We start from the raw sequence: 11939 nt of genomic DNA on the forward strand, positions 1-11939 counted from the left end.
GTAAAAATGTAGAGCAATGCGGTGCCGGGTGGCGGCATGGTCCGTGTCAGTCGGTGTGCCCGCGCTCCTCGACGGCGTCGAACTCGGCACCGTGCGGGGCGTGCTCGGGCTCGACGGCCCGCATCAGCCGCTCGTAGGCGAGGTAGTAGATGGGCAGGGCGGACGCCAGCGCCAGCCAGCCGACGGCCTTGCCGAGCCATGACACGTCGGTGTTGAGCAGGGCCAGGCCCAGGAACACCTCGAGGCCGATGAGGAAGATGAACGCCAGGATGATCGCTGTCGCCCGGGTGCGTACCGCGGGCACGGCGAGGAACAGCGATGGGATGACGAGGGCGAACGACCACCATGCGCGTGCGTTGGTGCTGCCGAGATCGTTGAGGGAGAGCAGGAAGAAGCCGATCAGCCAGATCCCGTAGGTGAGCAGCAGGTTGCCCAGGTAATTGTCCTTGCGCAGGATCGCGATGATGCCGCCGAGCGTTTGGCCGATGCCGCCGACGAGCAGTCCGAACACCAGCGCGCCCGTGGCGTCGTGGTCGACGACCTCCGCGATGAAGACCCAGGTGAGCGCGAGTCCGAAGGTGAACAGTGCGGCGCCGCCGGGGTCGCCGATGATGTGGCCGATCCCGTCGGGCCTGCGTGCGGGGGCGGGCGTGCGGGAGAGGGTGGGCGTGGTCATGGGGCGCCTCCTGGGTGCGCGCCGGCTGCGGGCGCGGCGTGGTCGAGGGGGACGTCACGGCGATTCCGGATGCGCGGTGCTGCGGTGCCCCGGGGGCGTGCCGCAGTCGGGTTACGCTACAAAACAATGACGTGACGAAAACTGAGTGTAGATCAACGCAGGTGAGATGTACACCACTTCGGGCGACGGGATGCGCGGTCACGCTGGCGGAACCTCTGCCGGTCACGTCCCGATTACCGGAAGGGGCCGACGGATGCGGGATCCGCGGTTGCACACTGCGCGGGTCCCCGCCGCCAGCACAGTGAGGTAGCCATGCCGCATCGCATCGACAGTTCCGCCATCGCCCACCGGAAGCTGCTGCGAGGCAGGAGGTTCATGTGCTGTGCGGCGGCCGTCGCAGTGACCGCCGGCGTTGCGGCGGCGTGCTCGTCGGGCGGTGCGCCGGGCACCGGCGGCGACAGTGATGTCGCCGCCGCACGGGCACAGGCGGCCGGCACGCTCCTCACTGCGGAACCGATCGCCACGGCGGCGGCGCTGCCCAGCGCGGAGAGCACCCGGATGGTCACATACATGTCCGAGGACGCCGCGGGGAAGCCGATCGTCGTGTCCGGCACGGTGTCCGTGCCGCGCGGACCCGCGCCGGACGGCGGATTCCCGGTGCTGAGCTGGGCGCACGGCACCAGCGGCTACGCCGACATCTGCGCGCCGTCGCAGGACACCGTCGACGGGCCGGACCACGACTACTTCGCGGGCGTCACCGCCGAACTGGACGAGTGGGTGCAGCGCGGGTTCGCGGTGGTGCAGACCGACTACGAGGGGCTCGGCACACCCGGCGGCCACACTTACATGAACGGCGACAGCGCCGCCCACACGGTGACCGACATCGTGCGGGCCGCGCGGCAGCTCGACGGGCGCATCGGCGGCGAATGGGTCGTCGCCGGCCACAGCCAGGGCGGCCAGGCCGCGCTGTTCACCGCGCAGAACGCGCCGGAGCGCGCGCCCGAGCTGGACCTGCAGGCCGCCGTGTCCATCGCCCCCGGCGGCACGACGCTCCGCGACACTGTCGACTACATCCGCGCGGGCGGCCCGGGGGCGGAGGCCGCCGAGGCGTTCGTGCCGATCATCCTGCTGGGCGCCGAGGCCGCCGACCCGGCCATCGACGCCGGGTCGCTGCTCACCGACACGGCGCGGCCCATGCTCACCGCGACCCGGACGGGATGCCTCGCCCAGATCCGCCAGGCGGAGACCGTCCCCCCGGAGCAGTTCTTCCGGCCCGACGCCGACCTGGCGCCGCTCACCGACTACCTGGCCCGCCAGGAGCCGGGCACGGTGGTGCCGGCCGTGCCGACGATGATCGCGCAGGGCGGCGCCGACGCGATCGTGCTGCCGGAGCGCACCGGCGAGCTCGTGGACCAGCTGTGCGACGTCGCGCCCGTGACCTATCGCCTGTACGAGGGCGAGGACCACCGCGGTGCCGTGCCCGCCTCCGAGGCCGACGTGCGCGGATTCGTCGCTGCGGCGATGGCGGGGGAGGCGACGCCGGGCTCCTGCGGATAGCGGCCGCGGGGCCGGCGGCGTCAGGCGGGGGTGCCGGCGGGGGCGGTGCCGGAGGCTGCCGGATCGGAGCGATCGAACTGCTTGCGCAGCTCCCGCTTGAGCACCTTGTGGCTGGGGCCCAGGGGAAGCGCGTCGACCACCTCGATCCGGCGCGGGTACTTCTGCTTGCCCAGGTGCTCGCGGGCCCACGCGTAGAGGGCGTCGGCATCGACGGATCCGCCGGGGCGGGGGACGACGATCGCACACACCTCCTCGCCGACGTCCGCGTCCGGAACGCCGATCACGGCGGCCTGGGAGACGGCGGGGTGCCGCATGAGCACCTCTTCGAGTTCGCGCGGGTAGACGTTGTATCCGCCGCGGATGATGAGGTCCTTCTTGCGGTCGACGACGAACAGGAACCCGTCGTCGTCCTTGACCCCGATGTCGCCGGTGCGGAACCAGCCGTCGACGAGCACCTCCGCGGTGGCCTCGGGCCTGCCGTGGTACCCGGAGAACACGTTGTGCCCGCGCACCACGATCTCGCCGCGCCGGCCGGTGTCGAGCAGCGCGATGCGGCCCTCCACGTCCGGATCCGCGATCTCGACGTCGACACCCCAGATGGAATGCCCGATGGACCCGGGGCGCACGCCGAAATCGGGCTGGTTCACCGAGGCCGTGGGCGAGGTCTCCGACAGTCCGTACCCCTCGTAGATCGTGGTGTGGAAAGCCTCCTCGAACGCGGACAGCGCGGCGACGGGCAGCGACGCGCCACCCGAGATGCACATGCGCAGCGACGTGACGGCCTCCGCATGCCGCGCCGCTTCGGTGAGGCGGATGAACATGGTGGGAACGCCGAAGAACGCGGTCACCGACTCGCTGCGCATGAGCTCGACGGCCTCCGCGGCGTCGAAGCGCGGCTGCAGCACCAGTGTGGCGCCGATGCGGAAGGTCGAGTTCATCGACACCGTCTGGCCGAAGGTGTGGAACAGCGGAAGGCAGCCGAGCACGATGTCGTCGCGCTCGAACGGGTTGGCGTCGATCGCATTGGCGGTGGCGCACATGACCAGGTTCAGGTGTGTCAGCAACGCACCCTTCGGCTTTCCGGTGGTTCCCGAGGTGTAGAAGAGGACGGCGACGTCCTCCGGGCTGCGGGTGGCGTAGGTGCTGACGGCCGGGGTGTCCGGCGGGCAATGGGCGGGAAGCACGGTGGCCCCGGTGCAGGCGGCCGCGGTGCGGGCCGTCTCGTCGGGGCCATCGGGCACGATCAGATGCCCCGCGCCGGAGTCGGCGAGCATGTACTCGACCTCCTCGGGGCGCAGCATCGTCGGCACCGGGACCACCACCGCCCCGGCCGCGAGCGCCCCGTAGTAGGCGCGGACGAACTCGATCGTGTTGGGGCACATGATCGCCACGTGGTCGCCGGGGGCCACGCCCTGGTCTGCCAGATACCGCGCATACCGCCGCGCCTGCAGCCACAGGTCCGCGTAGGTCACGCGGCGGTCCCCCTCGATCACGGCGGTCTTGCCGGGGAGGCGGCGGGCGGGCTCGGCGAGAACAGCGGCGAGCGACAATGTGGACATAGGTGCGGTGCCCTTCCTGATGCGGCGGTGACGGGGACCACTCCAGCATGGACCGCCCGCGCGCGCCTGCGCCAAGACCGTCGGCCTATGGCTGCCTTAGCGTCGCGACGATGGATCATCGGCACCGGTCACGCGACCGCCAGGGGTGCATAGTCTGCGGCTATCGGTGCATGAGCCTGCAGATCTTTGCCAGTGAGGCACGTCACGAGTGAGGATGGACACAGTCGACGGGGCACGGTGTGCCACGACATACGTCCCCCGGCTTCCGCGGCGCATTCGCCGAAGCGACCGCCGCCCCACCATTTCGACCACAGCGAGGTGCACGTTCATGACCATTCTCGACGAGACGACCCACTACGACGCCCGGCCGGGCGCCGAGGGAGGAGTCGGGCGAGCACCGAGTTCCCAGCCGACCGCCGCCGCCGGACGCGGGTCCGCCGCCGGACGGTTGAGCGGCCTGATCGACCCGACCCCTGTGGCGGTGGCGCTTCTGGCCGTGCAGTTGGCGGTCTTCGCGGTGCGGTGGCTGGGCGCCACCCCGGCGAGCCTCGGCAATGCGGCACTGGAGACCGCCCTGATCGTCGCGACTCTCGCCGCCGGCGGCGCGCAGCTCCTCGCCGGGATCTTCGGTTACCTGCGCGGCGACAAGTACGTCTCGCACGTCGCCGCCGTCGTGGGTCTGTGGCTGTTCGGGCTGTACTTCCTGACCAGTAACGAAGCGATGGAACCCGCATCAGTCGGCTGGTACAACATCTTCCTGGCCGTGCTGCTGGTGATCATCATGGTCCCCTCGGTCATCAAGCGCATGTACGCGTTCATCTGCGCATTCAGCTCGATCAGCGCCGTTCTCGTGCTGTCCGGCCTGGGATTCCTCAGCCTGCAGTCGGCCGAGGACGCGGAGGGGGCGGCCGACCTGTCGACCGCGGCCGGACTGTTGAGCGCGTCGGCGTGGTTCGCGTTCATCGGCGCTGCCAGCCTGCTGTGGATCCTGGCGAAGACGCTGTACGCGGAGTCGGGAGTGCTGGGGTTCGGCGGCTCCGAAGACGACTGAAAGACCGCGCCGACCCCGCGAGGGCGGAGCTCGGGCGTGCCGGTGCAGGATCCGGCACGCCCGAATCGTCATTCGAGATCGGATTCCCGCTGGCGCCGAAGGTGATCCCGGGTGAACTCGAGAAACGTCGCGCCGACGGGGGACAGGTTTCGCGGCCGGAACGCCAGCCCGAAGCTGCGCGCCAGCGGAGGGTCGGTGGGGCGCACCACGGCGTCGTCGGCCGCGTACTCGACGAGGGACCTCTCGAGCAGCGTGCCGCCGACGCCCGCGAGCACCAGGGCACCCCATGCTTCGCGGTGCGCGGCGAGCACCGCGACCGGCGGCCGGCGCCCGCCCCGGCGGATCGTCGCCGCGAACTCGTCGGCGACGGAGGATCCGCGCGGGGCGAAGATCATCGGAATGTCCGGCAGGTCCGCCAGCGGTACGGACCCCTCCGGCACCTCCGTCCCCGGCGGGTAGGCCAGCCAGTACTCCTGCAGCCCCAGCGGCAGCACCTCGACGGCGTCGTCTCCGTCGTCCACGGCATGCGCCCCGTCGCCGGTGCCCTGTCCCCGGCCGTCGGCCTCGAAGGAGTCCAGCGGCAGGTGCGCCGCGATGAACTCGCAGTGCCCCTCGCGCAGCAACCCCGCGGCGTCGTCCTCGTCGCGCAGGGCGCCGAAACCGATCGCCACCCGGGGATGCGCGCGCCGGAACCGGCCGAGGACGTCGACGATGAGCCCCGAGGCGATGGCGGGGAACGCGAGGATGTCGAGCCGACCGGTGAGCGGGCCGGAGCGCGGCGCCAGCAGGTCCTCGGCGGCGGCGGTGTCGCGGAGGATGCGCCGGGCCGGGCCGACCATGGCGCGGCCGGCGGCGCTGAGCATCATGCCGCGTCCCAGGCGCTGGAACAGCTGCACGGCCAGCTCCCGCTCCAGGCGGCGCAGCGATTGCGACACCGTCGGCTGGGAGACGCCGAGGGCGGCGGCCGCGCCGCCGATGCTCTCGTGCTCGACCACGGCGAGGAAGTACTCCACCTGACGCAGCTCCATCGCCTACCTCCCGGACCATGCGCGTGCGACGGAGGCGAAGGCGGCCGCCGCCGGAGAGGGCTTCCCCGCGCGGAGCGTGAGGCCTACCGCGCGCGCCGCGGGCGGTGACAGCGGGCGGTGAACGAGCTGCGCAAACGCGGCCCGGGCCACCGGGCGCGGCACGATCGTCGCGCCCGCCCCGGCCAGGACGAGCTCGCGCGTCGCGTTGGCGTGCGTGCAGTCGAGGACGGGACCGCCCCCGCGCACGCCGCCCGTGGCGACCAGTTCTGCGTAGACGGTGTCGGTGAGGTCTATGACCAGGGGAATGTCCGCGAGGGCGGCGCGGGGGACCGGGTTGGGGAGCCGGGTGGCGAGCGCCGTCGGGACAACGAGCACGAGCTCCTGATCGCACAGGTGGAGGGTTCGCTGCGCGCCGCGCGGGGCGTCTTGCACCGCCACCTCGGCGTCGCCGCGCCGCATGGTCGCGTCCACCTCGTCGGGGCCGGCCGCGTCGAGGACCCGCACGACGACCCCGGGGTGCCGCTGCCGGAAGCGGCGCAGGAGGTCGACGAGTGGATCGATGGCGAACGCGGGGTAGGTCACCAGGTCCACCCGCCCTGCCCGCAGCGCGCGCACCGCTTCGACCCGCTCCTTCGCGCGCTCGACGTCGGCGAGGATGCGCCGCGCCGCGGTGTCGAAGGCGCGGCCGTCCGCGGTGAGCTCCAGGCGTCCCCCGCGACGGTCGAACAGTGTCACCCCGAGCCTGCGCTCGAGCGTGCGGATCGATTGGGACAGCGACGGCTGCGAGATGTACAGCGACTCGGCCGCCCTCGTCACGCTCCCGCGGTCGACGACCGCGGCGAAGTAGGTGAGCGATTGCAGGTCCACGGACTCATGCTAAGACCACGGGTTCCTGCCGGTGCCGAGGCCGACGGATTCGGTGCAGACCCGATCAGCGGCCCGTGCCCTTCACGCGGTCCAGCGTTCGGGGCCGGCCTCGCCGAGACCCGCGACGCGGCGCGTCCGGCCGCGGTCGGCGAGGATGAGCAGGTGCGCGTCCGTCTCGCGGACGGCGAGCCTGCGTTGCTGCAGCCCCAGCGTGTCGAACGGGCGCGACCACCCGATACGCGTGCTGATCTCCCAGGCCGTCGATCCGGGATGAGCGGCCACGTCCGCGGCGATCTCGTCGAACCGCGCCTCGTGGTGTGCGATGAGCGCGCGGGAGCGCGCCGCGAGCCCGCGGAACCGGTACTCGTGCGCCGGCAGCACCTCCGCGTCCGGCAGAGTCGCCGTCGCGTGCAGCGAGAGCAGGTACCGGTGCAGTGGATGCTCGAGCTGGCCGGGGGCGGTGGAGATGTTGGGGCTGATCCGCGGCAGCAGGTGGTCGCCGCTGAGCACGACGCCCGCGTGCGCGTCGACGAAGCACGCGTGGCCCGCGGTGTGGCCGGGCGTCCACAAGGCGTGCAGGTCCCAACCCGGCAGCCCCAGCGGGTCGCCGTCGCCGAGGACCACGTCGACGTGCTCGCCGCGCGGCAGCCGCACCAGGTCCACCTGCGGCGGCGTCACCGCGGCCGGCGGCGCGCCCAGCGCGGTCAGCTGGCGGGCCCACAGCGCATCACGCTTCTGCGTCTGCGCGGCGGTGTGGTGTCCCAGCAACGCGGCGTCCGCGGCGTGGACGGCGAGCGTCGCGCCGGTGGCCTCGCGTAGCCGCGGCGCCAGGCCGAAGTGGTCCGGGTGCAGATGGGTGATCGCCGCGTAGCGGACGTCGGCGATGTCGTGGCCGGTGCAGCGGATGCCCGCCACCAGGGCCTGCCACGCGTCCTCGGTGGGCCAGCCGACGTCGACCAGCGCCAGGCCGTCGTCCAGGGCGAACGCGTACACCAGCACGTACCGCAGCGGATTGCGCGGCATCGGGACGGGGATCGACCAGAGGCCGGGGCGCACCTGTTCGACGGGCGGCAGCGTGCCGCGCACCCACGCCTCACGCTGGGCGACGCCCGTGATCGCGATCGGCGCCGCGTCGCGGGCGGGCATCGTGTCGGCATCATGCACTGCGGCGTGGGAAGTCACATGCCCATTCGAGCATCGGCCGGATCGGCCGGGCAAAGATTTTGCGCCACATGCTCCGATCACCGGGGCCTATGGGTACGGCTGCCCCGATGGCCGGAGTATCGGTTCTGGCTATGCGCCCGAGCGGGCGAAACGTATTGGACGACCCCGGCGGTGCACGGCAGGCTGAGGACATGACCACCACCGCGTCCGCATCGCATCCCGGAACTCTGCACTCCCCGTCCGCGGGGGAGCCCCCCGAGGTGGACGACGAGGACCTGCGGGCGATCCTTGCGCAGGCCCGCGACTTCGTCCGCACCGTCGTGGTCCCGCGCGAGCAGGAGATCGCCGACGCCGATGAGATCCCCGCGGACCTGCGCGAGCAGGCGAAGGCCATGGGCCTGTTCGGTTTCGCGATCCCGCAGAGCTGGGGCGGCCTGGGGCTCGATCTGGCGCAGGACGTGGAGCTGGCGATGGAACTCGGCTACACCACTCTCGCGCTCCGCTCGATGTTCGGCACCAACAACGGCATCGCCGGCCAGGTTCTCGTGGGCTTCGGCACCGAGGAGCAGAAGGTCCGGTGGCTCGAGCGGATCGCCTCCGGCGAGGTCGTCGCCTCGTTCGCACTCACCGAATCCGGTGCCGGATCCGACCCGGCCGGGCTGCGCACCACCGCGGTGCGCGACGGCGAGGACTGGGTGATTACCGGCGACAAGCGCTTCATCACGAACGCGCCCGTCGCGGATCTGTTCGTCGTGTTCGCCCGCACCCGCCCGGCCGACGAGACCGGGCCGGGCATCGCGGTTTTCCTGGTGCCGGCGGACAGCCTCGGGCTCAGCGTGGGGGCGAAGGACCGCAAGATGGGGCAGGAGGGCTCGTGGACCGCGGACGTGCATTTCGACGGCGTGCGGGTGCCGGGCGATGCGCTGGTGGGCGGCAGCGAGGACGTGGGGTTCCGCGCGGCGATGACGTCGCTGGCGCGCGGGCGGGTGCACATCGCCGCCATGGCGGTGGGGCAGGCGCAGCGGGCGCTCGACGAATCCGTCGCCTACGCTGCCGCGGCGACGCAGGGCGGCACGCCGGTGGGGGAGTTCCAGCTGGTGCAGGCGATGCTCGCGGACCAGCAGACCGGCGTGATGGCGGGACGCGCGCTGGTGCGGGACGCCGCGGCCAAGTGGGTCTCCGGCGAGGACCGGCGGATCGCCCCGTCGGTGGCGAAACTGTTCTGCACCGAGATGGCCGGGGATGTCGCCGACCTCGCGGTACAGGTGCACGGCGGAACCGGGTACATGCGCGACGTCCCCGTCGAGCGGATCTACCGCGACGTCCGTCTGCTGCGCCTGTACGAGGGCACCAGCGAGATCCAGCGGCTCATCGTGGGCCGCGGGTTGGTGCGCGCCGCGCGCCGCGGGCGGTAGTGCACGTGCGCCGCCTGCCGCTCAGGCGTTCTCCAGTTCGGCGATGACGATCTTCGTCATCGCCATCATGGCCTGGATCTGGGCGGGCCGGGCCAGCAGTGCGCCCATGGTCGCCGGGATGATCTGCCAGCTCACGCCGAAGCGGTCCTTGCACCAGCCGCACTGTTCGGACCCGGGCACGTGCGAGAGCGCCGCCCAGTAGCGGTCGATCTCGGCCTGGTCCGCGCACGTGACGACGAAGGACACCGCCTCGTTGAACGTGAAGATAGGTCCGCCGTCGAGGCAGACGAAGTTCACGCCGCGCAGCGTGAACCGCCCGTTGAGGACATTCCCGGACATCCCCCGGAAGTGCTCGTCGAGCGACTCGTCGGGGTACTCGATGACCTCGTCGATCCGCGAATCCGGGAACACGGACACGTAGTACTCCATGGCCTCGCGCGCCTGGTCGTCGAACCAGAGGCAGGGTTGGATTGCGGCGATCGCAGGTGTGTTCATGATGGTGCCTTCCTATGCGGGTCCTCGCACAGGAGGACCGCCTGCGCGGCACCGATTCATCGGCGCGCACTCATCGGCGCTGCGCACCGCGTATCCGCTGCGCACGGGTCTTTACCGGAGGCCGCGGACACGGCAGACTGGGAGCATGGAGGCCGCAGAGACCGCGACCGGGACGGTGGACCCTGTGACTGTGGAGCCTGAAACCGTGGAAGCCGAAGCGGCGAACCCCGCGAAGGCGGATTCCGCGTCGCCGGACTTCTCGGCCGTCGCCGCCAGATACCGGCGCGAGCTGCTCGCGCACTGCTACCGGATGACGGGATCCGTCGGCGAGGCCGAGGACCTGGTACAGGAGACCTACCTGCGGGCGTGGCGCGCCTACGACGGGTTCGAGGGGCGTTCGTCGGTGCGCACCTGGCTGTACAGGATCGCCACCAACGTCTGCTTGACCAACCTCGACGGCCGCGCACGTCGTCCGCTGCCCACCGGCCTCGGCACCGCCGATTCGCGGGCGGCGGACGAGCTTGTGGAGGACCACGAGATCCCCTGGCTCGAGCCGATCCCCGACGCCGCGGTGGCCGTGACCGAGCGCGAGTCCATCCGGTTGGCGTTCGTCGCGGCCCTGCAGCACCTGCCGGCGCGCCAGCGCGCGGTGTTGATACTGCGCGACGTCCTGCGCTGGACCGCCAAGGAGACGGCGGCGGCTCTCGGCACCACGGCCACCGCGGTCAACTCGGCGCTGCAGCGCGCACACCGCGAGATGAAAGCGGCGGGGCTCAGCGAGGACTCCGTCGTCGGCGAGCTCGACGATGCGCAGCGACGGATGCTCGACGCCTATGTGGATGCCTTCTGGCGCAAGGACATCGACGCCATTGTCGGAATGCTCACCGACGACGCCGTGTGGGAGATGCCGCCCTACACGGGCTGGTATGCGGGCCCGCAGCAGATCGGCGAGCTCATCGACACGCGGTGCCCCGGGGGACCGCGCGACATGCCGATGCTCGCCACGAGCGCCAACGGTCAGCCCGCGTTCGGGCTGTACATGGCCCAGCCCGACGGCACGTACACCCCGTTCCAGCTGCAGGTGCTGCGGCTGGATGGCGACAGGGTGGCGAAGGTGGTCGCATTCTTCACGCCGGGTCTGTTCGAGCGGTTCGGGCTGCCCGCCCGGCTGGACGCGCCTGCGGGGTGACGGCCAGGCGATGATTCCCCGGACGGGCGCGGTCTGCCCTGGGGTAAGGACTTGCAGCCATCGAAGGAACGGGATCCGTCATGTCCGAACTGAAGACCCTCTCCACCGTCGACAGCCTCGCCGCCGTCATGTTCACCGTCGCCGACCCGGACGCGGCGTGCGCGTTCTACACCGAGAAGCTGGACTTCAAGGTGCGCGCCGACGTGCGCTTCGGGGAGAACGGCGAGAACCGGTGGCTGGAAGTGCAGCGGTGACCGCCGGGCGGCCGCGTCACGACGCGCCCGGCGCGTCCGCGCCGCCCTCGTCGGAACGAGTCTCGCCCGTTCCGGCGGCCCTGCCCTCCGGGGCGTCGGCGGCATCGGCGCCCAGCACCCCGCGGGCGGCCTTCGCCGCGCCCGCCGTCGTTTCGCCCACACGCGTGGCGTGCGAGGCGACGGCGTCGTCGACGGCGGAGATGCCGGTGGAGCCGAACATCTTCTTCTGCGTGTCCATCGCGGTCTCGACGGACTTCTCGTAGGCGTCGACGCCTGCGATCCCGGCCTTCTTGCCCGCGCCGAGCGCGGCCGACCCGGCCTTGCGGCCTATCCCCACTGCGGTTGTGCCGGCCTTCCATCCCGCCCCGAGCGCCGCGACGCCGAGCCGCTTGCCCGTGTCGAGCGCTGCGGCGGCGGTGCCGTGCGGCTGCTCCTGGGCGGCCGGCGTCTCCGGGGACTGCGCCTGCGACGACGGTGTGCCGGTCCGCCGTGCGGTGTCGGCGGCCCCGCCGCCGGGGCGCTGCGATCCTGCGCCCCGGGCTGCGCGCTGTCGCCGGCGCCCTGCCCGGCCGCCCCGCGCGCGGCCCGCCGCCGCGCCCGTGCGTCGCCGACGTACTTGCCCACGCCCTTGATCGCCGGGCCAGCGGATGTCTTCGCCGAGCCCGCCAGCGAGGACAGGCGGGC

General features: G+C 72.0%; 12 protein-coding genes. 5 read left to right on the top strand and 7 right to left on the bottom strand.

Annotated features, from left to right (window positions below):
- Positions 1-46: 46 nt before the first annotated feature.
- Complete coding sequence (locus tag H4F70_RS01350) at positions 47-676, bottom strand: acetate uptake transporter family protein (RefSeq protein WP_182358736.1); 630 nt, start codon at positions 674-676, stop codon at positions 47-49.
- A 375-nt stretch (positions 677-1051) separates the two neighbouring features.
- Here H4F70_RS01350 and H4F70_RS01355 point away from each other — a divergent pair, with 375 nt between their 5' ends.
- On the top strand, positions 1052-2233 hold the full coding sequence (locus H4F70_RS01355; RefSeq protein WP_182360082.1) for an alpha/beta hydrolase family protein: 1182 nt from the start codon (positions 1052-1054) through the stop codon (positions 2231-2233).
- Positions 2234-2253: 20 nt separating this feature from the next.
- Here H4F70_RS01355 and H4F70_RS01360 read toward each other — a convergent pair whose 3' ends face one another.
- On the bottom strand, positions 2254-3792 hold the full coding sequence (locus H4F70_RS01360; protein WP_182358737.1) for a long-chain-fatty-acid--CoA ligase: 1539 nt from the start codon (positions 3790-3792) through the stop codon (positions 2254-2256).
- Positions 3793-4120: 328 nt separating this feature from the next.
- Here H4F70_RS01360 and H4F70_RS01365 point away from each other — a divergent pair, with 328 nt between their 5' ends.
- Positions 4121-4843, top strand: a complete 723-nt coding sequence (locus H4F70_RS01365) for a hypothetical protein (RefSeq protein ID WP_182358738.1) — start codon at positions 4121-4123, stop codon at positions 4841-4843.
- Positions 4844-4911: 68 nt separating this feature from the next.
- On the opposite strand, the gene H4F70_RS01370 is transcribed toward H4F70_RS01365, so the two are convergent.
- The 3 genes from H4F70_RS01370 to H4F70_RS01380 form a co-directional block, all read right to left on the bottom strand.
- Positions 4912-5871: a LysR family transcriptional regulator gene (locus H4F70_RS01370; RefSeq protein WP_182358739.1), complete on the bottom strand. Its 960-nt coding sequence runs from the start codon at positions 5869-5871 to the stop codon at positions 4912-4914.
- 3 nt (positions 5872-5874) lie between these two features.
- Positions 5875-6738, bottom strand: a complete 864-nt coding sequence (locus tag H4F70_RS01375; protein ID WP_182358740.1) for a LysR family transcriptional regulator — start codon at positions 6736-6738, stop codon at positions 5875-5877.
- An 81-nt stretch (positions 6739-6819) separates the two neighbouring features.
- The gene (locus H4F70_RS01380) at positions 6820-7884 is read right to left on the bottom strand and encodes an MBL fold metallo-hydrolase (protein ID WP_182360083.1); all 1065 of its coding nucleotides are present in this window, start codon (positions 7882-7884) and stop codon (positions 6820-6822) included.
- 209 nt (positions 7885-8093) lie between these two features.
- Here H4F70_RS01380 and H4F70_RS01385 point away from each other — a divergent pair, with 209 nt between their 5' ends.
- Positions 8094-9317 carry an acyl-CoA dehydrogenase family protein gene (locus H4F70_RS01385; RefSeq protein WP_182358741.1) on the top strand — a complete coding sequence of 408 codons (1224 nt, stop codon included), beginning with the start codon at positions 8094-8096 and terminating at the stop codon, positions 9315-9317.
- A gap of 21 nt (positions 9318-9338) precedes the next feature.
- On the opposite strand, the gene H4F70_RS01390 is transcribed toward H4F70_RS01385, so the two are convergent.
- A complete protein-coding gene (locus H4F70_RS01390; RefSeq protein WP_182358742.1) occupies positions 9339-9812 on the bottom strand; it encodes a VOC family protein in 474 nt (157 codons plus the stop codon).
- Between the two features lie 145 nt (positions 9813-9957).
- On the opposite strand from H4F70_RS01390, the gene H4F70_RS01395 reads away from it, so the two are divergent.
- On the top strand, positions 9958-11001 hold the full coding sequence (locus H4F70_RS01395; RefSeq protein WP_182358743.1) for a sigma-70 family RNA polymerase sigma factor: 1044 nt from the start codon (positions 9958-9960) through the stop codon (positions 10999-11001).
- Between the two features lie 80 nt (positions 11002-11081).
- Positions 11082-11255 (top strand): VOC family protein, encoded by a 174-nt coding sequence (locus H4F70_RS01400; RefSeq protein ID WP_182358744.1) that lies wholly within the window; start codon positions 11082-11084, stop codon positions 11253-11255.
- A gap of 16 nt (positions 11256-11271) precedes the next feature.
- Here the strand turns inward: H4F70_RS01400 and H4F70_RS01405 are convergent, their stop codons facing one another.
- A complete protein-coding gene (locus tag H4F70_RS01405; protein WP_182358745.1) occupies positions 11272-11592 on the bottom strand; it encodes a hypothetical protein in 321 nt (106 codons plus the stop codon).
- Between the last annotated feature and the right edge of the window lie 347 nt (positions 11593-11939).

Source organism: Tomitella gaofuii (assembly GCF_014126825.1).
GTDB lineage: Bacteria > Actinomycetota > Actinomycetes > Mycobacteriales > Mycobacteriaceae > Tomitella > Tomitella gaofuii.